19 protein-coding genes are annotated in these 23,105 nt (G+C 67.9%); 8 read left to right on the forward strand and 11 right to left on the reverse strand.

Translation table 11 applies throughout. From position 1 onward, the window contains the following. Positions 1-48: 48 nt before the first annotated feature. The 6 genes from ASF16_RS13060 to ASF16_RS13085 form a co-directional block, all read right to left on the reverse strand. The gene (locus ASF16_RS13060; protein ID WP_056167635.1) at positions 49-4,650 is read right to left on the reverse strand and encodes a translocation/assembly module TamB domain-containing protein; all 4,602 of its coding nucleotides are present in this window, start codon (positions 4,648-4,650) and stop codon (positions 49-51) included. Further along, a complete protein-coding gene (locus ASF16_RS13065; RefSeq protein WP_235507396.1) occupies positions 4,650-6,467 on the reverse strand; it encodes an autotransporter assembly complex family protein in 1,818 nt (605 codons plus the stop codon). Before ASF16_RS13065 ends, ASF16_RS13060 begins: the two co-directional genes overlap by 1 nt. Positions 6,468-6,774: 307 nt before the next feature. Next, positions 6,775-7,962 (reverse strand): VWA domain-containing protein, encoded by a 1,188-nt coding sequence (locus ASF16_RS13070; RefSeq protein WP_056167638.1) that lies wholly within the window; start codon positions 7,960-7,962, stop codon positions 6,775-6,777. 21 nt (positions 7,963-7,983) lie between these two features. Further along, positions 7,984-8,583 carry a GNAT family N-acetyltransferase gene (locus ASF16_RS13075; RefSeq protein ID WP_056167639.1) on the reverse strand — a complete coding sequence of 200 codons (600 nt, stop codon included), beginning with the start codon at positions 8,581-8,583 and terminating at the stop codon, positions 7,984-7,986. 53 nt (positions 8,584-8,636) lie between these two features. Beyond that, positions 8,637-8,867, reverse strand: coding sequence for a hypothetical protein (locus ASF16_RS13080; protein WP_056167641.1), 231 nt, complete (start codon positions 8,865-8,867; stop codon positions 8,637-8,639). Positions 8,868-9,002: 135 nt separating this feature from the next. Beyond that, complete coding sequence (locus ASF16_RS13085) at positions 9,003-9,857, reverse strand: MoxR family ATPase (RefSeq protein WP_056167643.1); 855 nt, start codon at positions 9,855-9,857, stop codon at positions 9,003-9,005. Positions 9,858-9,968: 111 nt separating this feature from the next. Between ASF16_RS13085 and ASF16_RS13090 the strand changes: the two genes are divergently transcribed. Continuing rightward, positions 9,969-10,631: a cytochrome c gene (locus ASF16_RS13090; RefSeq protein WP_056167645.1), complete on the forward strand. Its 663-nt coding sequence runs from the start codon at positions 9,969-9,971 to the stop codon at positions 10,629-10,631. Positions 10,632-10,706: 75 nt separating this feature from the next. On the opposite strand, the gene ASF16_RS13095 is transcribed toward ASF16_RS13090, so the two are convergent. Then, entirely contained in the window at positions 10,707-13,292 is a 2,586-nt protein-coding gene (locus ASF16_RS13095; RefSeq protein WP_056167647.1) for an EAL domain-containing protein, read from the reverse strand. Positions 13,293-13,527: 235 nt separating this feature from the next. After that, positions 13,528-13,962: a DUF1841 family protein gene (locus ASF16_RS13100; RefSeq protein ID WP_056167649.1), complete on the reverse strand. Its 435-nt coding sequence runs from the start codon at positions 13,960-13,962 to the stop codon at positions 13,528-13,530. 195 nt (positions 13,963-14,157) lie between these two features. On the opposite strand from ASF16_RS13100, the gene ASF16_RS13105 reads away from it, so the two are divergent. Next, a complete protein-coding gene (locus ASF16_RS13105) occupies positions 14,158-14,382 on the forward strand; it encodes a hypothetical protein (protein WP_200926901.1) in 225 nt (74 codons plus the stop codon). A gap of 252 nt (positions 14,383-14,634) precedes the next feature. Here ASF16_RS13105 and ASF16_RS13110 read toward each other — a convergent pair whose 3' ends face one another. Next, positions 14,635-15,435, reverse strand: coding sequence for an IclR family transcriptional regulator C-terminal domain-containing protein (locus ASF16_RS13110; protein ID WP_056167651.1), 801 nt, complete (start codon positions 15,433-15,435; stop codon positions 14,635-14,637). A 90-nt stretch (positions 15,436-15,525) separates the two neighbouring features. Here ASF16_RS13110 and ASF16_RS13115 point away from each other — a divergent pair, with 90 nt between their 5' ends. The 5 genes from ASF16_RS13115 to ASF16_RS13135 all read left to right on the forward strand — a co-directional run bounded on the left by ASF16_RS13115 (position 15,526) and on the right by ASF16_RS13135 (position 20,056). Further along, the gene (locus tag ASF16_RS13115; protein ID WP_056167655.1) at positions 15,526-16,224 is read left to right on the forward strand and encodes a 3-oxoacid CoA-transferase subunit A; all 699 of its coding nucleotides are present in this window, start codon (positions 15,526-15,528) and stop codon (positions 16,222-16,224) included. 40 nt (positions 16,225-16,264) lie between these two features. Beyond that, the gene (locus ASF16_RS13120) at positions 16,265-16,915 is read left to right on the forward strand and encodes a 3-oxoacid CoA-transferase subunit B (protein ID WP_056169142.1); all 651 of its coding nucleotides are present in this window, start codon (positions 16,265-16,267) and stop codon (positions 16,913-16,915) included. Positions 16,916-16,947: 32 nt separating this feature from the next. Then, entirely contained in the window at positions 16,948-18,159 is a 1,212-nt protein-coding gene (gene pcaF, locus ASF16_RS13125; protein WP_056167658.1) for a 3-oxoadipyl-CoA thiolase, read from the forward strand. A 5-nt stretch (positions 18,160-18,164) separates the two neighbouring features. After that, on the forward strand, positions 18,165-18,896 hold the full coding sequence (locus ASF16_RS13130) for an SDR family NAD(P)-dependent oxidoreductase (RefSeq protein WP_369817161.1): 732 nt from the start codon (positions 18,165-18,167) through the stop codon (positions 18,894-18,896). 146 nt (positions 18,897-19,042) lie between these two features. Continuing rightward, the gene (locus tag ASF16_RS13135) at positions 19,043-20,056 is read left to right on the forward strand and encodes a tripartite tricarboxylate transporter substrate binding protein (protein WP_056167664.1); all 1,014 of its coding nucleotides are present in this window, start codon (positions 19,043-19,045) and stop codon (positions 20,054-20,056) included. 114 nt (positions 20,057-20,170) lie between these two features. Here ASF16_RS13135 and ASF16_RS13140 read toward each other — a convergent pair whose 3' ends face one another. Next, positions 20,171-20,773: a short chain dehydrogenase gene (locus ASF16_RS13140; protein ID WP_056167666.1), complete on the reverse strand. Its 603-nt coding sequence runs from the start codon at positions 20,771-20,773 to the stop codon at positions 20,171-20,173. 128 nt (positions 20,774-20,901) lie between these two features. Between ASF16_RS13140 and ASF16_RS13145 the strand changes: the two genes are divergently transcribed. Beyond that, positions 20,902-21,789 (forward strand): LysR family transcriptional regulator, encoded by an 888-nt coding sequence (locus tag ASF16_RS13145; RefSeq protein ID WP_056167668.1) that lies wholly within the window; start codon positions 20,902-20,904, stop codon positions 21,787-21,789. A 42-nt stretch (positions 21,790-21,831) separates the two neighbouring features. Here the strand turns inward: ASF16_RS13145 and ASF16_RS13150 are convergent, their stop codons facing one another. Next, entirely contained in the window at positions 21,832-23,103 is a 1,272-nt protein-coding gene (locus ASF16_RS13150) for a type II toxin-antitoxin system HipA family toxin (protein ID WP_056167670.1), read from the reverse strand. Positions 23,104-23,105 lie beyond the last annotated feature (2 nt).

Below are 23,105 nucleotides of genomic sequence, written 5' to 3' on the forward strand. Positions count from 1 at the left end.
TTGTAGGGGCTGCGTGGCGCGGTTCCTGGCGGCCTGATTCCACCCCCCTCAGTCGTACTTCACGGTATAGATCAGATCCACCGCGCTCTTCTCCCCCGTCTGCCCGCGCAGCGTCAGGCGGCGCGACAGGTCGTAGAAGATATACAGCGTGCCGAGCGTCCCCGACAGGCTGCGTTCGTACGTCACGTACAAATCCTTGGACAAGCGCTTGCCAAAAGTGAGTGCCGCGCCTGTGGCGTCTTCGCCGGAGCCGGGGCCCTTGAAGCCGATTTCGTCCAGGCCCACGCGGTTGGCGATGTTGGCGGCGGTGTTGTTGCCGCCGCCGCCTCGGCCCAGCAGGGCGAGGGCGGCTTGTTGCAGCACGGCGGCTTCGGCGCCGCCGGCGGCGGCGTTGCGGCCCAGCACCACCCACGACAGCTTTTCGGCGTCGGGCAGTTCAGGGTCTGAATACAGGCGCACGCGCGGGGCCTGGGCGCTGCCAGTGACCTGCACGCCCGCGCGCACGCTGATGTTGGGGCGCAGGGCCAGGATGTCGAGCGAGGGGTTGTTGTACGGGCCGTTGAAGCGGATGAGGCCCGTCTCCACGTCCAGCATCTGGCCCCAGGCGCGGTAGCGGCCTTCTTCGGTGCGCACCTCGCCGGTTACGCGCGGCGGGGCGCCGGCCACGGCGCTGCTGCGGATGTCCACTTCGCCGGTCAGGCGGGTGGTGATGCCGTGGCCATGCAGCGCGAAGTCGCGGCCCAGGTTGAGGGTGATGGCGATGTCGGGGGGCTTGGCGGTTTCGGCCTGGGCGGCCACCTGGTTGGCACGGGCGGCGGCCTGGGCCTTGGCCTGGTCTTCCTTGTCCTTGGCGGCAGAGCGCACTATCACGTCAGAGCCCAGGCTGGGCGCGCTTTCGTCGGGCAGGATGATGGTGGCGCGGTCGGTGGTCAGCTTGCCGCGCAGGCTGATCTGGCCCTGCTGCAGCTGGGCCTTGAGTTCGCCCGACACGCTGATCTGGCGGTCGGCGCGCACCAGCACCTGCAGCGCTTTGGCTTCGGCCTGCAGTGCCATGGCGATGCCGGACATGCCATTGCCCGCCTGGCCCCAGGTGATGCGGCCCGTGCCGGTGAGGGTGCCGCCGTCCTGTGGCGCAGACGTGCGGTTGCCGCTGAATCCCGCGATGCGGGCCCCGCTGCCGCGCCCGCCCTGCAGGCGGAACTCGGTGATGTCGAGCTGGTTGCCGCTCAGCGCCGCCCGCAGGCGTCCGCCTTGCAGGTCCACGCCATCGACTACGGAGCGCACGGCCAGTTCGTCCGCCCCGAGCGTGCCGGCCCAGCGGGGCACGTCGCGTGTGCCCGACAGGGTGGCGCTGGCGTCCAGCGTGCCGCGCACGCGCCAGCCGGGCGGTGCCAGGGCAGACCACACGCCCACGTCGGGCAGGCGGGCGCGCAGTGTGCCGGCCAACGGTGCGTTGGCCGCCCAGGTGATGGCGGCCAGGTCGGTGCCCGCGCTGCCACCGGCCAGTGTAAGCCGTGTGCTGGCGCTGGCGTCGATCTCGCCAGCGCGGTCGCTGGCCCAGGCCAGCCGTGCGCGCAGCGCGTCGCCTTCCAGATCGATCGACACCTCGGCCTGGCGCACACCGGCGGGTGTGCCTGCGGCGGGGGTGGACGTGGCCTCGGTGGCGATCACGGTGGTGGCGCCGGCACCAGCGCCTTGGCCGCTGCTCTGCACGGCGGTCACGGCGGTGGGGTCGCCCGCCAGGATGCGCAGGTCGCCGCTGGCCCGCCGCAGGCTGGCGCTGGCACGCAGCGCGCTGGTGGTGTCCAGGTTCCATTGCCCGTCCAGCACCAGGGTGCTGGCCAGGCCCATTCGGGCGAGTAGGGGCTGATTGGGGCGGCCTGCTGTCGCGGGTGTGCTGCCAATGCCCAGTGCGTCCACCCAGGCCATGGGCAGGCCCTGCAGAGTGCCCTGGGTCTGCACCTGCAGTGCGGGGCCTGTGGTGACGCGCACGGGCTGCCAGCGCAGCACCACGGTGCCGGGCTGAGGGCCGGTCAGGCGGGCCTGGCCTGCGGATGTCTGGATGGTCAGTGCGGGCGCGGGCTGTGGTGCGGGGGCGGTGCTGCCTTTGTTGTCGTTCTTGTTGTTGCCGGTGCGCCGGCTTGCCGTGCCGGCGGCGGGGACCGTGCTGGCCGTGGTGTTCACGGTAACGGACAGCGGCTCGGCCAGTTGCATGGCCCAGGGGCCTGGGCGCTGCGCGTCCTGCGCCTGCAGGCGCAGTTCGTTGATCTGCGCTCGCCATTGCGACGGGGCGGTCAGACCACCGGACAGTCGGGCCTGCAGGGTGGCGCGCTGCATCTGCTGTGCCTGGTTGGCGTTCAGGCGGGCTTCGCCGTCCACCGACAGGGTGGCCTGCAGTACGTTGCCCGACAGCTCGGCCTTCACGCCGCGCAGTTGCACGGCGGTGGGCCTGCTGCCGGCTTCCTTGGCGGGCGGTAGCGTCAGGTCGAGCTGCGATGTGGCCAGCGTGGCCTGCAGCTCGAAGGCGTCCTTGGTTGCGGGCAGGGCTGCGCCGGATGGGGCGGCCTGCAGTTGGCGCGCCAGTGTCTGCCAGCCGCCCTTCCATCGCGCGGTGACCGACGCAGCACCCTTGGCAGTGGCACCCTGCAGCGCGGCCTGCGCGGCGCTGCCGGCGAACGGCAGGCTGGTGAACCAGCGCTGCGTGGCATCCACATCGGCCCATTGCACCTGCAGGTCGCCTGCGCCGGTGGTGGGTGCGATGCTGCCTTGCGCCCGGGCCGTGGCGCCCGGTACGGTGATGGCGAGTTGGCCCTGCACGGCGGGGCCGGCCAGGGCGATGCGCAGGCCGGTGCCTTCGGCGCGCGCCTGCAGTGCATCCACCAGCAGGCGGTCCAGCTGCACCGTGCCGCCACCGCTCTGCGCACCGGCCTGGGCCCCGGGTTGCCAGTTGCCCTGCGCCGCGAGGGTCTGGATGCTGAGCAGGGCAGGGCGGCCCTTGCTGGCCCGTGCAGGCGCTGTAGCGGGGCCTGACGCACGGATGTCTGCGTTGAAGCGCACCTTGTCGCCCTGCGTCTGCGCGCTGATGCGGCCTGCCAGTGGCGCAGCGGCCATGGCGGTGTGCAGCAGGTCGGGGCGCAGGTTGCGCAGCTCGGCCTGGCCTTCCAGGGCCTGGGTTGCGGGGGTGAAGTGGCCTTGCAGCGTGGCGGTACCGGTGCCTGCAGTGGCAACGGCGGAGGGCACGGTCCAGCGGGTGCCGTCGTAGCGGGCGTCGGCCTGCAGCGCGGACAGGGGCAGGCGGCGCTGGTCCCACGGGCCGGCCAGGTCATTGCGCAGTTCGGCTTGCAGCGTCCATCCGGTGGTGGGGCTTGCCGATGAGGGAGCAGTAGTGGGAGAGGCGGCGCCACTGCCCTGCGTGATACTGGCTGGATTGTTGGGTGCGGGGAGCGGCGGCGTGGCACCTGCTGACGGGTCGACCGCCATCGGCCCGGCCCTCACGGTGCCATGCAACTGTGTACTGGGTGCCTGGGGCCAGAGTGCGGCCAGGTCCACGGCGCGCAGCGCTGCGGTGGCGGCTTGCAGGGGCTGGGCGGTCCAGGGGGTGACGGTGGCCGTCAGGTCGGCCTGCATGGGCTCTGCGGGCGGCGGCTTTGCCGCATTGCGTTGCGCGGTGCTGGTGGTACGGGCGGCTTTGGACGCCGACTTGCTGGCGGGCTGGGCGGTGGGTGCCGATGCTGCCGTTGCGTTGGCGGCCGCGGAAGCGGAGGCGGCTGCTGATGCTGTTGCTGATGCTGTTGCTGTTGCCGTGGTGGCCACCGGGCTGATGCGTGCCTTGAGCTCCAGCTGCGCCGCGGCGGTGGCCAGCGTGCCCTGCAGCGTGGCGTGTGCGCCCAGCTGCAGCGCAGCGCCGCCGCCGGGCACGGCAGCCTGCACGGTGCCGTCCACCGTGGCGTCCAGCGCCATGGGCGCATCGGCCTGCAGCGTGGCGCTGGCGCTGTAGCGGCCCTGGGCCAGCTCCACGTTGTCGATCTTCAGACGGTGGTCGCGCCCGTCGTAGCGGTAGGTACCCTGCAGGCCCAGCACCTGCACGGCCGGCGTGCCTGCCCACTGGATCTCGTCCACCCGAAACGGCACGCCGATCTGCAAGGGCAACTTGAGTTGTGTGAGCGGCTGGGGTGGCTCGGTGCTGCGCGGTGCGTCCGCGGCGGGTGTGATCTGCACCCGGGCGGCGTGCACCTCGCCCAGCTCCAGCCGCCGCTGCAGCAGGGGCATGAGCTGCCAGCCCAGGGCGATGTCATTCACCTCCACCGACAGGGCCGGACTGCTCCAGCGCAGCCAGCCGATGTGCCCGCCACCGCGCAGCGATCCGGTGACATCGCGGCTTTCCAGTTGCTGGTCGGCGGGCAAATACTGCGCAGCGCGTGCCAGTGCGGCCGCCAGCGAGCTGTTGCTGCCGGTCCACCACCACAGGGCCGCGGCCACGGCCAACAGCAGGGCCACCACGGTGGCCAGCAGCCAGCCCAGGCCCCGCAGCGCGCGGCGTACGCGCCGCCGTGGGGGCTTCTTGCGGCCGGACGCGCCAGCGCTGAAATCCGAAGACCTAGCGCGTGGCGGAGCGGGGGCTGGAACGGGCGTGGGGTCCTGGTTTGCCATCAGAAGCTGAACCCCAGACGCAGGTGCACCCGCACTTCCTTGGTCTTCACGCCGTAGGCCAGGTCGGCCTGCAGCGGGCCCACCGGGCTGCGCCAGCGCACACCCGCGCCCACGCCGACGCGCGGATCCAGGTCGCCTGCGCGGTCGGCCACCGCGCCTGCGTCCACGAACAGGGTGCTTTCCCAGTCGGTCATCTCACCCTTGTAGACGATGGGGCGCTGCCATTCGACGCTGCCCACGGCCATGTAGCGGCCCCCGTAAAGCATGCCGTTGTCGGTGCGGGCGCCGATGCTGCGGTAGCCGTAGCCCCGCACCGTGGTGTCGCCACCGGTCAGAAAGAGCTGCGTCACCGGCACCTGGGCACTGTCGCGCGCCAGCACGGCCCCAGCCTCGGCGCGCACGGCGATGCGGGCATTGCGGCCCTGGCCGGCGTCGTCCTGCACGCGGCCTGCGGGGATGAAGGTCTGCCAGCGCACCAGGGTGCGCACGAAGGGGTCGCGCTCGGGTCGCAGCGTGGTGCCCACGCCCAGCTCCACGGCGATGCCGTGGCCGCGCGTGGGTGCGGTCATGTTGTTGAAGTAGCGGCCCGTCCAGCCGTAGTTGACGCTGACGGCGGTGCCCGACGGCGGTGCGCCTACACCCTGGCTGTTGGCGTAGTCGTACTGCAGGAAGTAGCTGCGGTCGATGGCTTTGGTGCTCTTGCTGCGGCCCGATCGCAGGCGGCCGCTGTTGGTGTCGAAGTCGCCCGTGTCTTCGCGCTGCAATTGGCCGCCGGCGAACCAGCGCCAGCCGTTGGTGTCGGGCAGTGCGGTCCATTCGGTGCTGGCCAGTTTCGTCTCGCGGTCCAGCGACAGCTTGCTCACCGCGCGCCAGCCGATGCCGGGCAGCTTGTTGTGGATGTGCTCCAGCGACAGGCGGGCGCCGCTGTCGGTCGAAAAGCCGGGTCCGAATACCAGCTTTTGCAGCGGCGCTTCGCGCACCTGGGCCACCACCGGAGCGGCTTGCGGGTCCGTGCCTTCGGTGTCGAGCGTGAGGAACACCGCATCGTAGTAGCCGCTGCTGGCCAGGCGCAATTGCGCGTCCAGCAGCTCGGCCTCGTCGTACACCGCGCCCGTGGGCAGGCGCGCCAGGCGGCGAGCACCGTCGGGGTCGTAACGCTCGCTGCCCTGCACGCGCAGGGGGCCGAAGCGATAGGCCGGGCCGGGGTCGTAGGTGACGTTGAGCTTGGCTTCGTGCTTGTCGGCGTCAACCTCTGCACGGCTGTTGGCGATGCGAGCGGTGGGGTGGCGGCGGGCCTGCAGCTGGCGCAGGCCGTCGGTCTTGGCTGAGTCCCATGCGGACTGCGTGAAGGCCTGGCCGGGCGACAGCGACCAGTTACGCTGCACCCGCTGCTGCTGGCGCGCGCTGGCCTTCACGTCTTCGGGGTTTGCCGCGGGGTTGGCGGAGAAGTCGATGTCTGCGCTGGCAATGCGGGTCTGCGGGCCGGGCTGCACAGTGACCACCACGGTGCGCGGCGCAGCCTTGGAGTCCGGCGTCTCGGTCAACTCCACCGTGATGGTGGGGGCGAAGTAGCCCATGGTGCCCAGCAGCTCGCGCGCGTTGGCGTCGGCTGCGCCCAGCAGGCGCTGCAGCTCGCTGGCGTTCACGTCGGGCAGGTTGCGAAAGCGCTGCAGCTCCAGGTGCCGCTCCAGCGTCCCGCGCACGGCATCGGGGGCGCGCACTTCGACAGCGAACGATGGCGACGAAGACTCTGCGATGACGGGCCCCGTGCCCGATGCGCTGTCGCCCTCGTTCTCGTCGACCCCGGGCCGCAGCATGCTGCAGCCTTGCAGGCCGAGCACGCCAACAAGCAGCAACGCCGGCCACAGGGCCGGCGTTGGGGAGATGGCGGTGGGGCGCAGGGGGCTGAAAGGCACGGTGGGCAAGGAATATTGGGCGTCCGGGGCGTCAAAAACGGCGTTTCAGGTGTCTTGCACGCCGCACCTGCACCTTGTTGGTGCCCTGCCACTATGCCCTGAAAGTTGGGCGGTCCTTGTCAGACAGCTTCGCTCACTGTGCCCGCTGATGCCGGGATGCCCCTGCCGACTCCCGTGCGCGGTGCGCGTCGGGGCGCTGCATGCGGCCCTATTTGGACAGCAGGCGCATGGTTTCTTCCAGCCCCTTGAGGGACAGCGGATACATCCGGTTGCTGATGAGCTGCTGGATGATGTTGATGCTCTGGCGGTACTGCCACACGCCCTGGGGCTCGGGGTTGATCCAGGCGTGCTTGGGAAACGCGTGGGTCAGGCGCTGGATCCACTCGGCGCCGGGCTCCTCGTTGTTGTATTCCACGCTGCCGCCGGGCTGCAGGATCTCGTACGGGCTCATGGTCGCGTCGCCCACGAAGATCAGCTTGTAGTCGCGGTTGTACTTGCGGATGATGTCCAGCGTCGGAAACTTCTCGGCAAAGCGGCGGCGGTTGTTCTTCCACATGAAGTCGTAGACGCAGTTGTGGAAATAGTAGAACTCCAGGTGCTTGAACTCGGACTTCACGGCGCTGAAGAGTTCTTCTACGCGCTGGATGTGCTCGTCCATGGTGCCGCCCACGTCCATCAGCAGCAGCACCTTCACGTTGTTGTGGCGCTCGGGCACCATCTTGATGTCCAGGTACCCCGCGTTGGCGGCGGTGCTGCGGATGGTGTCGGGCAGGTCGAGCTCCAGGTCGTGCCCTTCGCGTGCAAACTTGCGCAGGCGGCGCAGCGCCACCTTGATGTTGCGCGTGCCCAGCTCCTGCTGGTCGTCATAGTCCTTGTAGGCGCGCTGCTCCCACACCTTGACGGCGCTCTTGTTCTTGCCCGCGCCGCCGATGCGCACGCCCTGCGGGTTGTAGCCGCCGTGGCCAAAGGGGCTGGTGCCGCCGGTGCCGATCCACTTGCTGCCGCCCTCGTGGCGCTCCTTCTGTTCTTCAAGGCGCTTCTTGAGCGTCTCCATCAGCTCGTCCCAGCCCATCTTCTCGATGGCGGCCTTCTGCTCGGGCGTGAGTTCGTTATCCAGGATATTGCGCAGCCAGTCGGCCGGAATCTCCTTGGTGAAGTCGGCCACCATCTCCACGCCTTTGAAGTAGGCGCCGAAGGCCCGGTCGAACTTGTCGTAGTGCTTCTCGTCCTTGACCAGGGTCAGGCGCGAGAGGTTGTAGAAATCGTCCAGGCTCCAGGCGTCGTCCGAGCGCGGGCCCACCACGCCGGCCTGCAGCGCTTCGAGCAGGGTGAGGTATTCCTTGACCGACACCGGCAGCTTGGCCGAGCGCAGCGTGTAGAAGAAGTCGATGAGCATGTTGTGGGCTCCTGCCGCTGGTCAGGCGGGCATGTGGCGCTCTAAAAGATATAGCAACTGCGCCTTGGCTTCGGGCCATTCGCCCGAGCGCATGCTGTACATCACCGTGTCGCGGATGGTGCCGTCGCGGCGCAGCGCGTGGCCGCGGATGACACCGTCCTTTTTGGCGCCCAGGCGCTCGATGGCACGCTGCGAGGCGAAGTTGTAGTTGTCGGTGCGCCAGCCCACCACGTGGCAGCCCAGCGTGTCGAAGGCATGGCCCATCAGCAGCAATTTGCAGGTGGTGTTGACGTGGCTGCGCTGCACGCTCTGGCAGTACCAGGTGTAGCCGATCTCCACGCGTTTCACTGCGGGCAGGATGTCGTGAAAGCTGCTGGAGCCCAGCACCTGGCCCGTGGCTTCATCGATGACGGCGAACGCAAAGCGGTGGCCTTCCTCGCGGCCCTTCAAGGCCGTTTCGATGTAGGCGCGCGTGTCCTGCGGCTCGGGCACCGAGGTGATGCGCAGCTTCCACAACTCGCCATCGGCGGCCGCTGCGGCCAGGCCCGATGCGTGCGACAGCGCCAGTGGCTCCAGGCGCACGCCGCGGCTGCTCAGGGTGACGGGTTCTACAAAGGCCATGTTGCTGTCTTTGCGGTTGGTGCCTTGGGGTGTGTGTGCGGGCCCCAGGCCGGTCAGTCTTGGGTCCGTTCGCGGCGGCTTTTCTGCCAGCGGCGCGCCGCGTGCAGGCCCAGGCCGCCACCCAGGCCCACCAGGGCAATGCCCAGCAGTGCCTTGGTGCCGTAGCCGGGCGCAAAGATATCGAGGCCCAGCCACTGGCCGATCCAGAAGCCGGCCAGCGCGCCGCCGACGAAACCGATGGCGTCGGCAATGCCGTCTGCGAGAGAGGGGGTGGACTGGGTCATGGATGCTTGTTCAAGTGGGTCAACAGACGACCCGCCGCCGGGCCGCCCCAAGGCGGGTCAGTCCCACGGGCTCGGTGGGCCGACGCCCCTCCCCCAGCCTGGGGCAGCGACCCATGAAACGGCGGAGCGTGGGGGTCAACGGTTCCTCTGGTTCATGAACACGAGCTTTTCGAACAGGCTCACGTCCTGTTCGTTTTTGAGCAGCGCGCCCACCAACGGCGGTACGGCCACCTTGTTGTCGGCGCTTTGCAGCGCGGTGAGCGGGATGTCTTCGGCCACCAGCAGCTTGAGCCAGTCCAGCAGTTCGCTGGTCGACGGCTTCTTCTTGAGGCCGGGCAGGTTGCGCACGTCGTAGAAAGTCTTCATCGCCACGGACAAGAGCTCGCTCTTGAGCGTGGGGAAGTGCACGTCCACGATCTGGCGCATGGTGTCGGCCTCGGGGAACTTGATGAAGTGAAAGAAGCAGCGGCGCAGGAAGGCGTCGGGCAGCTCTTTTTCGTTGTTGGAGGTGATGAACACCAGCGGGCGGTGCTTGGCCTTGATGAGCTCGCGCGTCTCGTAGCAGTAGAACTCCATGCGGTCGATCTCGCGCAGCAGGTCGTTCGGGAATTCGATGTCGGCCTTGTCGATCTCGTCGATCAGCAGCGCCACGGGCCGGTCGGCCGTGAAGGCCTGCCACAGCACGCCCTGCACGATGTAGTTGCGGATGTCCTTCACGCGGTCGGCGCTGTCGCCATCGTTGAGCTGGCTGTCGCGCAGGCGGCTCACGGCGTCATATTCGTACAGGCCCTGCTGGGCCTTGGTGGTCGACTTGATGTGCCATTGCAACAGTGGCATGTCCAGCGCCTGGGCCACTTCTTCGGCCAGCATCGTCTTGCCGGTGCCGGGCTCTCCCTTGATGAGCAGCGGGCGCTGCAGGGTGATGGCTGCGTTCACGGCCAGCATCAGGTCTTGGGTGGCGACGTAGTTCTGGGAACCTTGAAATTTCATGAGGGAAATCACCGGATCGTTGATGGATGGGGCTTGACAGGCGCTGGCTATAATCTGCTGTTGATCAGATCCCCAGAGCTGACTGAACTTCCACGAGATTGTGCGCGCAAAATGAACAAAACGCTGACCACGCTATTCGCCCTGGCTGTCGCTTCCGTGACCGCCGTCTCCCATGCCCAGGAAGCCAAAGGCGACGTGGAAGCAGGCAAGCAGAAGATTGCCATGTGCATCGGTTGCCACGGTATTCCGGGCTACCAGGCCAGCTTTCCTGAAGTGCACAAGGTGCCGATGATTTCGGGCCAAAGCGCCAAGTACATCGCCGCAGCGCTCACCGCCTACCAGAAGGGCGAGCGCAAGCACCCCACCATGCGCGGTGTGGCTGAGTCGCTGTCTGAAAAAGACATCGCCGATGTGTCTGCCTACTACGAGCAGCACGGCAAGACGGGCACCGAGCTGCCTGCCAAGCCCGCCCGCGAACCCAGCGTGCAAGTGGCCGAGCTGCTCAAGAAAGGCGCCTGCGTTTCGTGCCACGGCGACAACTTCGCCAAGCCCATCGACCCGTCTTACCCCAAGGTCGCAGGCCAGCACGCCGACTACCTGTTCGTGGCCCTGAAGTCGTACAAGGCTGAGAAGAATCCCAACGTGGGCCGCAGCAACGCCATCATGGGCGGCGTCGCCAAGCAGTTCACCAATGCCGAACTGAAGGCACTGTCCAACTACATCAGCGGCATCGACGGCGACCTGCACGTGGTGCCTCAATCGCGCTTCCGCTGATCGCAGGAAGAGCCCGGCGGTGTGGCCAGCCACCCGCCGCAGCCAGAACAACCCGCCACGCCCTGGCGGGTTTTTTTATGCCTGCGTCGATGGCGTTGACGATGGGGTGGGCAGTGAGCCCGTCCCATCTCCGTCCAGCAGCCGCACCGACAGGTCCATGTCCTGCAGCAGCGCAGGGCGGCCGAACCAGTAGCCCTGGGCGCTGGCGCAGCCCATTTCGCGCAGGCGCTGGGCGGCGGCCTGTGTCTCCACGCCCTCGGCCACCACGGTCACGCCAAAGCCTTGCGACATGTTCAGCACGGCGGTGACGATGGCGGCGTTCTGCGGCGAGTCGAGCAGGTTGCGCACAAAGCTCTGGTCTATCTTCACGCAGTCGAACGGCAGGCGGCTCAGGTAGGCCAGCGATGAGTAGCCCGTGCCGAAGTCGTCGATGGCGATCTTCACCCCGAGCGCCCGGATGCGCGCCAGGCGCTGGCCGGTCACCGCATCGCCCTCGATCAGCACCGACTCCGTCAGCTCCAGCGTCAGGTGCCGGGGCGGCAGGCCGCTGGTGGCCAGCACCTGCTGCAGCGCTGCCGGAAAGTCCGACTGGATGAGCTGGCGCGCCGACACGTTCACGTGCAGATCGAACCCTTCGGGCAGGTGCGGCAGTTGCTGTGCGATGTCCTGCGTCGCGCGGCGCAGCACCCAGTCGCCCAGGGCCAGGATCAGGTCGGACTCTTCCGCCACCGGGATGAACACGCCTGGCGGCACCATGCCGCGCGTGGGGCTGTGCCAGCGCAGCAGCGCCTCGGCGCCGCTCACCCTGCCGGTGTCCAGCTCGATCACCGGCTGGTAGTGCACCAGGAACTGGTTCTTCTCCAGCGCCTGCCGCAGCTCGGTGGCCAGCCGGGCGCGCTCCTTGGACTGCTCGGCCATGCTGGGCTCGAACACGACACACTGGTTCAGGCCGCGCCGCTTGGCTTCGCCCAGCGCGATGCTGGCGTTGCGCAGCCATTCGGGCAGGTCGTCGCCGCGCAGGTGCCCGCCCACCACGCCGACCGATGCGTGGACCATGACTTCGTCGGCGCCTGCCGAGAACGGCGTGGTGAAGAGTGTCAGCACGGTCTTGGCGATCTGCGCTTGCGACGCCGCATCGCCGCTGCTCAGGTGCAGCAGCGCAAATTCATCGCCGCCCAGGCGTGCCATGAGCACCGGCGCGGGCAGGCGCGCGCGCAGCCGTTCACTCACGGCCTGCAGCAGGCGGTCGCCGGTGCCGTAGCCCACGTTGTCGTTGATGGCGCGAAAGGCGTCCAGGCCCACCAGGGTCAGCACCGCGGGTTGCGGCTCGGTCCAGTTGGCCTGCTCCAGCAGGCCGCGGCGCGTGAGCAACTGGGTGAGGCTGTCGTAGATGAGCAGCTCGCGCATCTGGTTGAACGAGCGTTGCAGCCGGTCCGCCATCTGGTTGAAGGCGTGCACGAGGATGGTGGTCTCCAGCAGCGGGCTGCTTTTTTCGATACCCGTGCTCCACTCGCCGCGTGCAATCCGGTTGGCGGCCTCGGCCGTCATGAGGATGGGGCGCGCAGCCCGCTCGATCACCCACAGCCCCAGGATGAGTCCCAGCACCGCGATGGCTGCGGTGGCCAGCAGTGCCTGGCGATTGGCGCTGCGGGAGTCGCCCAGCAAGTCCGACTCGGGCAGCAGCACCACGATGCGCCAGTCGATGCCGCGTGGGTCCGCATATCGCGTGACCCGGCCGAAGTACTGCTCGCCCACGTGGGTGAACCGAAAGCCCGTGCCCTCCGCCGTAGCGGCCTGCTGCAGGTAGGGGCCCGCCGCACGGATCTGCGGGCTGGCGCTCTGCGCGACGGTCAGGCGTTCGCGCTGGCCGGCCGCGTCCTGCTGGTCGCTGACCAGCGCGCCGGGCTCGGAGTGCGCGACGATGCGGCCCTGCGCGTCGGTGATGAAGATCTGCCCCTGGCCGCGCAGCGGCTCCTCGCGCAAAAAGCGGTTGAGGGTGTCCAGCCGCACGTCGGCCTCCATCACGCCCACCAACTGGCCCTTGACCACCACGGGCGACGCGGCCGAGATGGTCACGTCACCCCGCTCGCCGGCCGTGGTGTAGATGGGCGACCACTGCGCCGTGCCAGATTGCGCCACCGGCGCATACCAGGGCCGCACACGGGGGTCGTAGTGGGGGAAGGCTGCCGCCACCTTGGCGGGGCTCGCGTCCTCGTACACGTTCATCAGGCCGCGGGTGGAGTTGTCCTTGAGGATCAGCTTGAAGCCGCTGCGCGCGCTGGCGTCACGGCGGATGCCGGCGTACTCGCCTGTCTGGCTGCCAAAGCTGAGCAGGCTGATCTGCTGGTGGTCTGTGTAGAGCTCGGAAAAAATGCCCTGCAAATGCTGGTACAGAGGTTTGAGGTTGCCTGGCTGGTACAGGCCATGGCGGGCTATCGCATCGCCGATGCTGCGCTGGATGAGGAACGGCGCCTCCAGAAACTCGGCCAGCCGCCCGCGCGAAGTGTTGGTGATCGCGTCGAGCAGGCGCACGCTTTCCTGGTCGATCAGATCGGTGATCTGCCGGTGCTGCGTGACGGCCTGCAGTGCCACCGTGGCTGCGAACAGCACGGCAAAAGGCACGGCGATGGCCGTTCGCAGGGAGAGCTGAAATGCGCGCATCCGAGTGGGCTCCAGGACCGGACTGGACAGCCTGCACGCAAGGAGCGTGCCGCGTGCAGCCAGTGGTTTGTGTCCTATTGTGTGCGCCAGGGTGACGAACGGGCAAGCGCGCCGCACATTTGTGCTACCGGTGGTGTTGTCCGGCCACCGCCGGCAAGGCTGGGTCGCTCGATATCTTTGCGGCGCAGGGCAGAGCGGCGAAGGGCAGAGCAGCGCTGCTCGCGCGGGCCCGGCCCTAGTCCTTGGTGGCGCGGCGCTGCACGCAGGCGATATAGGCCTGGCCGTCGGGCGCGCGGCCGGCGCGCTGGCTCTCCCACAGCATCTCGCCCAGGCAGTCCATGGCCGCATGGTGGGCGTCGTGCAGCGAATCGAGGCGCGCGGTCAGCAGTTCCACCGCCTGACGGATGCCGCGGGGCTGGTCGATGCTGCACTGCTCGCTGATCGACAGGTGCATCGACAGGTGCAGGAAAGGGTTGGTCTGGCCAGGTGTCTCGTCGTAGTTGCGGGCGACGGCGGCATCGGCGCTGGAGAGGTCGGCGTGGTACTCGGGGTGCTCCGCGATCCACAGGCTGGCCAGCGTCTCGATGGCTTCCATGGGGGCGCCGGCCTGGGTCTTGGTGTGCACCCCGCAGAGAAAGCGGCGGACATCGGCTTGGGAGGGGCTGAACATGGGGCGGGAGGTTAGCACGCACCCTGTGGGCCTGGGGCGCGCAGGGTTGCCAGGGCCGCGCGGTCAACGCAGCATAGTCTGCGGCTATGTCCTACGCGGCGGTTTTCTGGCCGCTTCTACATTTGCGTTGCGCAGAGAGAGCCGGGCCCTATCTGCCAGATTCCACGGATGGTCCGGTGTTTGGGAGATGCGTTCATGACTGCACTGCGAATTGCGGGTGTGTTGCTGCTGATGATGGGCATGGCGGTGTTTGTGGCCGGCGGAATCAGTATTGGCGGCGACGTTTTGCAGGCGCCATTAGGCGCACTGGATCTGACGGCCCAGGACAACTACGAGGCTGTCGTCATCCCGCAGTGGATGAGCCTGGGTGCCATGGTGGTCGGCGGCATGGTGCTGGTCGTAGGCTTTCGCAAGAGCTGAGATCAACCCGGCTGAGACCCAGCCGGCAGTTCGCTGATTTTCTCCCCGGCTATGCCCCGTCGCAGGGCATGCCATCACATGCAGTGCCTTGCGCAGCGCGCGCCGGGCCACCAGTCATCGCAGCGAGTCGTTGGCGTTGGTGCTTCAGCACTTTGCACCCACGCAAGGCAAGGTTGCCTGGAATGCCAGCCCCGGCTGCTCGTTGCGGTGAATCGCTGGATCTTTCCCTTCCCACCACCAAGCCCCCACCGTTCATGCCCGCGGTGCACCCATCATGCGCGAGATGGTTTGGGCCGCGCGCAGCAATGCTGGCAGCAGCGTGGTCTGCATCACGTCCGCACTGGTCCGGTTGGCCTGACCGCTGATGTTGAGCGCCGCCACTGTGCGGCCCGTGCGGTCGGCCAGCGGCGCGGCAATCGATATCAAACCCTCTTCCAGTTCTTGATTCACCAGGCACCAGCCCTGTTGGCGCGCCTCGCGGATCCGTGACAGCAGCGTCGGCAGGTCGGTGGTGGTGTGCGTGGTAAAGCGATCAAGCGGCTGCTGCGCCAGGCGCAACTCCAACTCCGCATCGGGCAGCCCGGCCAGCAGCACCCGGCCCATCGACGTCCACGGCGCCGGTAGGCGCGAGCCCACGCCCAGGTTGGTGCGCATGATCTTGTGGGTGGGCACGCGCAGCACGTAGACGATGTCCAGCCCGTCGAGCACGGCGGCCGATGACGACTCGCGTACGTCTTCCACCAGGTCTTCCATCACCGGTTCGGCCAGGTTCCAGATGGGCAGCGACGACAGGTAGGCAAAGCCCAGGTCCAGGATGCGCGGGCTCAGGCGAAAGAGCTTGCCGTCCGTCTCTACGTAACCCAGCGTCTGCAGCGTGAGCAGGATGCGGCGCGCGCCCGCGCGGGTCAAGCCGGTCTGCGCAGCCACTTCGCTCAATGTCTGCTGCGGCCGGGCGGCGCTGAACGAGCGGATCACCTCCAGCCCGCGGGCGAACGACTGCACATAGCTGTCGCTGGGCTTGGGGTCTTTGGCGGGGAGCGTTTCGGCATTCATACTGAGGCCCTCTATAATTCTTTATGCGAACATTTGTTCTATAAGCGAACAAATTCTATCCCGAGACAAGCACATCACGAAAGCGGTTCGATGATCAACAAACTGGCGGAGTCGGTGGCCCAGGCCCTTGCAGGGGTGAAGGATGGTGCCACGGTGTTGATAGGCGGGTTCGGTACCGCGGGCATTCCCGGCGAGCTGATCGACGGCCTGATTGCCCAAGGCGCGCGCGACCTCACGGTGGTCAACAACAACGCCGGCAATGCCGACCAGGGCCTGGCCGCGCTGCTCAAGGCCGGCCAGGTGCGCAAGATCATCTGCAGCTTTCCGCGCCAGGTCGACAGCTACGTGTTCGACGACCTGTACCGCAACGGCAAGCTCGAACTCGAACTCGTGCCCCAGGGCAACCTGGCCGAGCGCCTGCGCGCTGCGGGTGCGGGCATCGGCGCCTTCTTCTGCCCCACGGCCCACGGCACCGAGCTGGCCGCCGGCAAGGAGACGCGCGAGATCAACGGCAAGCACTACGTGCTGGAATACCCCATCCACGGCGACGTGGCACTGATCAAGGCCGAGCAGGGCGACCGCTGGGGCAACCTGACCTACCGCATGTCGGCCCGCAACTTCGGCCCGGTGATGGCCACGGCCGCCAAGACCACGATCGCCACCGTGCACGAGGTGGTGGAACTGGGCGCGCTGGATCCGGAAGCCATCGTCACGCCCGGCATCTACGTGACCCATGTCGTGAAGATCGACCGCACCGCCACGCAGGCCGGTGGGTTCAAAAAGCCGTGAAATCCGCATGAAATTGGCCTCTACCGCACAAGGAATCAGCGTGAGCAGCTATCAAAAGCGTAGTAAAGAAGAACTGGCGAAGCGCGTGGCGCAGGACATCCACGACGGCGCCTACGTCAACCTGGGCATCGGCCAGCCCACCCTGGTGGCCAACCACATTCCCGCGGGCCGCGAGGTCATCCTGCAAAGCGAGAACGGCATCCTGGGCATGGGCCCGGCGCCGGCTGCGGGGCTGGAGGACTACGACCTCATCAACGCCGGCAAGCAGCCGGTGACGCTGCTGCCCGGCGGCGCGTATTTTCACCACGCCGACAGCTTCGCGATGATGCGCGGCGGGCACCTCGACATCTGCGTGCTGGGCGCCTTCCAGGTCAGTGCCACGGGCGACCTGGCCAACTGGAGCACGGGCGAGCCCGGCGCCATCCCGGCCGTGGGCGGCGCCATGGACCTGGCCATCGGCGCCAAGCAGACCTGGGTGATGATGGACCTGTTGACCAAGCAGGGCGCCAGCAAGATCGTGACGCAATGCACCTACCCGCTCACCGGTGTCGCCTGCGTGAAGCGCATCTACACCGATCTGTGCACACTGGCCTGCACGCCCACCGGGCTGCAGCTCATCGACACCGTGCCCGGCCTGCAGTTGCCTGAGCTAGAGCAACTGGTGGGCCTGCCCATCCGCCCCGCCGCCTGAATCCAACCCCCAAGAAACGAGGAGACAACACCATGAGCCCACAACGCCAAGCCTTCATCTGCGACGCCATCCGCACCCCCTTCGGCCGCTACGGCGGCGCGCTCTCCGGCGTGCGCACCGACGACCTGGGCGCCATCCCCATCAAGGCGCTGATGGACCGCAACCCCGGCGTGGACTGGGCGGCCGTGACTGACGTGCTCTACGGCTGCGCCAACCAGGCCGGTGAAGACAACCGCAACGTGGCCCACATGAGCAGCCTGCTGGCGGGCCTGCCCATCGACGTGCCCGGCGCCACCATCAACCGCCTGTGCGGCTCGGGGCTCGACGCCGTGGGCACCGCAGCGCGCGCCATCAAGTCGGGCGAGGCCGGCCTGATGATCGCGGGCGGCGTGGAGAGCATGAGCCGCGCGCCCTTCGTGATGCCCAAAGCCGAGAGCGCTTTCAGCCGCAACAACGCGGTGTACGACACGACCATCGGCTGGCGCTTCATCAACAAGCTGATGAAGGAAAAGTACGGCGTCGACTCCATGCCCGAAACCGCCGAGAACGTGGCCACCGACTTCGGCATCGAGCGCGAGGCGCAGGACCGCATGGCCCTGGCCAGCCAGCTTAACGCCGTGGCGGCGATCAAGGCCGGCCACCTGGCGCGCGAGATCGTGCCGGTGCACATCCCGCAAAAGAAGGGCGACGCCATCATCGTGAGCCAGGACGAGCACCCGCGCGAGACCAGCCTGGAAGCGCTGGCCAAGCTCAAGGGCGTGGTGCGGCCCGACGGCACGGTGACGGCGGGCAACGCCAGCGGCGTGAACGACGGCGCCTGTGCACTGCTGCTGGCCGACGAAGCCAATGCCGCCAAATATGGCCTCAAGCCCCGCGCCCGCGTGGTGGGCATGGCGGTGGCCGGCGTGGCGCCGCGCATCATGGGCTTCGGCCCCACGCCCGCCACGCAAAAGGTGCTGGCGCAGACGGGCCTGACCATCGACCACCTGGACGTGATCGAGCTCAACGAAGCCTTTGCCGCGCAGGGCCTGGCGGTGCTGCGCGCGCTGGGCATCAAGGACGACGATGCACGTGTGAACGCCTGGGGAGGCGCCATTGCGCTGGGCCACCCGCTGGGTGCCAGCGGTGCGCGCCTGGTGACCACCGCCGTCAACCGCCTGCACGAACACGCTGGCCAGTACGCGCTGTGCACCATGTGCATCGGCGTGGGGCAGGGCATTGCCATCATCCTGGAGCGCGTGTGACCGCCATCGATAAAAGCACTCCCGTCACGGTCGTCACCGGCGCCAGCAACGGCATCGGCCGCGCCATCGCCGAGGCCGTGCTGGCCCAGGGCCGCGCCGTGGTCAACCTGGACTACGTGCTGCCCAGCTGGAGCCACCCGCTGCTCACGTCCTACCAGGGCGACCTGACCGACGAGGCATCGACCCGTGAACGCGCGGCCGAGATCGCCGCCAAACACAATGTCACGGCACTGGTGAACAACGCCGGCGCCACGCGCCCCGGCACCATCGACACCGCCACCACGGCGCACCTGGACGACGTGGTGGGCCTGCACCTGCGCGCGCCCATGCTGCTGGTGCAAGCCTTTTTGCCCAGCCTGCGCGCGAGCGGCCAGGGCCGCATCGTGAACATGTCGTCGCGCGCCGCGCTGGGCAAAGGCGACCGCATCGTGTATTCGGCCACCAAGGCCGGAATGATCGGCATGACGCGCACGCTGGCCATGGAGCTGGGGCGTGACGGCATCACCGTCAACGCCATCGGCCCCGGGCCCATCGCCACCGAGCTTTTCCGCCAGAGCAACCCCGACGGCGCGCCGCAGACGCAGCGCATCCTGAACAGCATTGCCGTGGGCCGCATGGGCACGCCCGACGACGTGGCCCGCGCGGCGCTGTTCTTCCTCTCGCCCGACAACGGTTTCGTGACCGGGCAGGTGCTGTACGTGTGCGGTGGTACCACGCTCGGCGTGGCACCTGTCTAGCCACCTGAACGCATTTGCACTGCAGCCCTGAAAGGGGCGCACCCCCTGTTCTCGCCCGGAGGCCTTGGCGCCCGGTTGAGGCCACGGCGCGGCGGATTCCGCGCTCGTGACACCCATTTCATCCACCTTCCTGAAGGAGACAAACCATGACCCGTTCCATCCACACCACCCGCCGCTTCGCACTGTCGGCCGCTGCTTGCGCGGGCATTGCCGCCATCGCCGGTGCTGGCCTGCTGGGCAGCAGCGCAGCAATGGCCCAGGCCTACCCCACCAAGCCCGTCACCATCGTCGTGCCCTTTGCCGCGGGCGGCACCACAGACATCCTGGCCCGCATCATCGGCCAGGCGCTGACCACCGAACTCGGCCAATCGGTCATCGTGGACAACCGTGCCGGCGCGGGCGGCAACATCGGTGGCGCGCTGGCGGCCAAGTCGCCGGCCGATGGCTACACGCTCTTCATGGGCACGGTGGGCACGCACGCCATCAACGCCAGCCTGTACAAGAAGATGCCGTTCGACCCCATCAAGGACTTCGCGCCGCTCACGCGCGTGGCCAATGTGCCCAACCTGCTGGTGGCCAACCCCGCACAGCCCTACAAGAGCGTGAAGGAGCTGATCGCCTACGCCAAGGCCAACCCCGGCAAGGTGAACTTCGGCTCGTCGGGCAACGGCAGCTCCATCCACCTGTCGGGCGAGCTGTTCAAGAGCCTGGCCAAGGTGGACATGGTGCATGTGCCCTACAAGGGCAGCGCACCGGCCGTCACCGACCTGCTGGGCAACCAGATCGGCATCATGTTCGACAACATGCCGTCTGCCATCCAGCATGTGCGCAGCGGCAAGCTGGTGCCCATTGCCGTGACCACCGCCAAGCGCTCGCCCGAGCTGCCCAACGTGCCCACCATCGCCGAAGCCGGCGTGCCGGGGTATGAGGCCACGTCCTGGTTCGGCATGTTCGCGCCCACTGGCACGCCCGCACCGGTGCTGGCCAAGCTGAACACCGCGCTGGTCAAGGTGCTGAACCAGGCCGAGGTGAAGAAGAAGATCAACGAACAAGGCGCCGAGACGTACAGCGAGACGCCCGAGCAGTTCGCCGCCTTCATCCAGGCCGAGTCCGTGAAGTGGGGCAAGGTCGTCAAGGAGTCGGGCGCGAGCTTGGACTGATCTGCGCCTTCGGTCATTGCAGCTACTAAAATGATAGCTGCTGACGCTTGATAGACAAGCGGCAGCAGCTATTTTCATTTCATTCCCAGCTGGGTGGGGTACAGGTGGCCGTGATCACTGCACGCGGTACACGCGCCCCGTCTGCGCGCCTTCCACGCTGCGCTGGTAGCCGCGTGCGGCCCGCTCGGCGGGCACGGTGTCGAAGCCTGGGAAGAACGGCCCGTACACGCCCACCGATTCGGTGAGGATGGTGGGGCTCACGGCGTTGATGCGCAGGCCGCGCGGCAGCTCGATGGCGGCGGCGGCCACGAAGCCCTCGATGGCGGCGTTCACCGCCGTGGCGCTGGCGCCGTTGCGGATGGGCTCGATCGACAGGATGCCCGCGGTCAGCGTGATGGAGCCGCCATCGGTCAGGTACTTCTGGCCGATCAAAGCCAATTGCACCTGGCCCAGGAGCTTGTCTTGCAGCCCCAGGTTGAACTGCTCGGGCGTCATGTCGGCCAGCGGGCCGAAGTGCAGGTTGCCGGCGGTGCTGACGACGGCATCGACCGTGCCCACCGCCTCGAACAGTTGTGCGACCGCGCCCGGCTGTGCAAAGTCTGCGCGGTGCGTGCCGCTGCTGCGGCCCACGGTGATCACCTCGTGCCGTGCGCCCAGGTTGGCCAGCACGGCCTGGCCGATGGTGCCGCTCGCGCCGATGAGAAGAATCTTGGACATGGTGTTTTCCTTGAAAGTTGAAAAAGAACGGGGGGAGGAACAGACAGGCTCTGATTCTTTTGTGAATCAAACAATGCATAAAGTACATTGAAGTTCTTCTTGCACTAACCATTGATTAGGAATCTGCCATGGACAAACTGCGCAACATGGAAGTCATGGTGGCCGTGGTCGAAGCCGGCAGCTTTGCCGCCGCCGCGCGCCAGCTGCAGATATCGGCGGTGATGGTGGGCAAACACATCCAGCAGCTCGAAGCCCACCTGTGCGCGCGCCTGTTCCAGCGCAGCACGCGCCAGAACAGCCTGACCGAGGTGGGCGCCGCGTTCTATGAAGACTGCAAGCGCGTGCTGGAACAGGTGCGCTGGGCCGAGTCCGCCGTGGAGCGCAGCCGCGCCGTGCCCCAGGGCCTGCTGCGCGTGAGCGCCCCCTTCACCCTGGGCACCCACGTCATTGCACCGCTGGTGGCTGACTTTCTGCGGGTGCACGACCAGGTGCGCGTGGACCTGCAGCTCACCGACAGCGTGGTGGACCTGGCGGGCGAGGGCTTTGACGTGGCGGTGCGCATCGGCCGGGTGGTGGATGAAGGCTTGGTGGCCCGCCCGCTGCGCCCCTACCGCATGGTGATCGCTGCCGCACCCGCCTACCTGCAGCGCCACGGCACGCCCGAGCGCGCCGCCGACCTGGACAGCCACCAGTGCCTGAGCCATTCGGCATGGCAGCGCCGCGTGGAGTGGACGCTGCGTGATGGCGATGCGGATTTCTTCTGGCCCGAGAACGCCCGCCTGACCTGCAACCAGGGCGAAGGCCTGCGCCAAGCCGCGTTGCGCGGCCTGGGCCTGATCATGCAGCCCGAGGTGCTATTGGCCGACGACCTGGCCAGCGGCGCGCTGGTGCCGGTGATGCAGCACTGCCTGCCCGCGGCGCGCGCCGTGCAACTGGTCTATGCGCCGGACCGGCGTCAGCTGCCCAAGCTGGCGCGGTTTGTGGAGCATGTGGTGGCAGTGATGGGCGTGGCTTGATGCGTGGAAAAGCAAAGCAGCGCAGCGCTCTGCGACAGCAGATCAGTAGAAGGCTTCGCGCTGCTGCCTGAGCGCATCGCGGTCGATGCTGGCGGCGAGCTGCTCCATGTCTGCGGGGCAGACGCCATGCTGCACAAAATGCCGGGGCCACTGCGCGACCACCTGGGCGACGTCCTGGATCAATGCGATGGCCCGGGCCCGTGTGATGCCGAACTCGTTCAAGTCGGTCAGCGCGTTGTCCAGCGTGGACTGCGCCCCGTGCCGGCCCACCACCATCGCCTGGTAGCCCATGTTCTGCAGTGTGGGCACCACGTCGAACGCCGGGGCCAGGTCGTAGTAGCCGTCAAAGCCCAGGCGCAGGCAGTGGTTGCGTTCGTGGTCGTCCGTGTTGTCCATCAGGATGTTGAACACCATGCGCCTGAACAGCTCTTCGCGCAGGGCCTTGTGGCGGTCCGGGTGGGCCTGGCGCAGCAGTACTGTGGCCAGCGCGCCATAGCTTTCGGTCAGGCCTGCCGCTGCCAGCGCGGTCTTGGCAGAAATGCAATGCACGCGCAGGTTCAGTGCCTCGGTCTGCAGACGGTCAAACCGCTGGATCGTCAGCGCATGGCGTTTGGATGGGCGCGCGTGGCGCGATGCAATGGGCAGCACACCCGTGGTGGCGACATGGATGCCCGCCTGCGCTGCCAGCGTCATCGTGGCGTGTTCGATGAGGGGCGTGTCCACGGTGTCGTCGAGTTCGCTGAACTTGATCACGCAGGGGCCGTTGTCGGTTTGCAGCAGCGCCTTGGGCCGGGCCCCGCCCAGCGTCACGCCGGGCTGCACCAGGCGCTGGATTTCCGGGGTGACCGGGGCTTGGGACTGCACGTCTTCCACCGCCCGCACCATGGCGTCCAGGTCGCGCAGCTGCGGGTACGGCCCGATGCGGCGGGGAACGTAGTGGTCGGCCGATGTCGAGATGCCCAAAGCGCCGAAGCGGTCGTCCCCCGCGAACAGCAGCATCTCCAGGATCGACAGGCGTGCAGGGCGGTCGATGTGGCGGATGATGCGCTCGCCCCAGCGGTCGGGGCGGGCATCGTCGATGGCGCCGGGCGCACTGTCCTTGTGGCCAGCGCTGAACATCTGGCCGGCCAGCAGGGGCAGGTCTTCGCTCAGCGCAAACTGCCACCAGTCGGCGGCGTAGTGGAAGGTGGCGCAGTTGGGCACCAGTTGCGACAGGCTGACAGCGCCCGCCAGAACAGGGTTAGCAGGGTTGACCACCGCCCACACGTACAGCGTGTCCTGCGGCTGGTAGGAGCGCGGGGTGACGTCGGCCATGC

This window comes from Acidovorax sp. Leaf78 (genome assembly GCF_001422735.1).
Classification (GTDB): domain Bacteria; phylum Pseudomonadota; class Gammaproteobacteria; order Burkholderiales; family Burkholderiaceae_C; genus Acidovorax.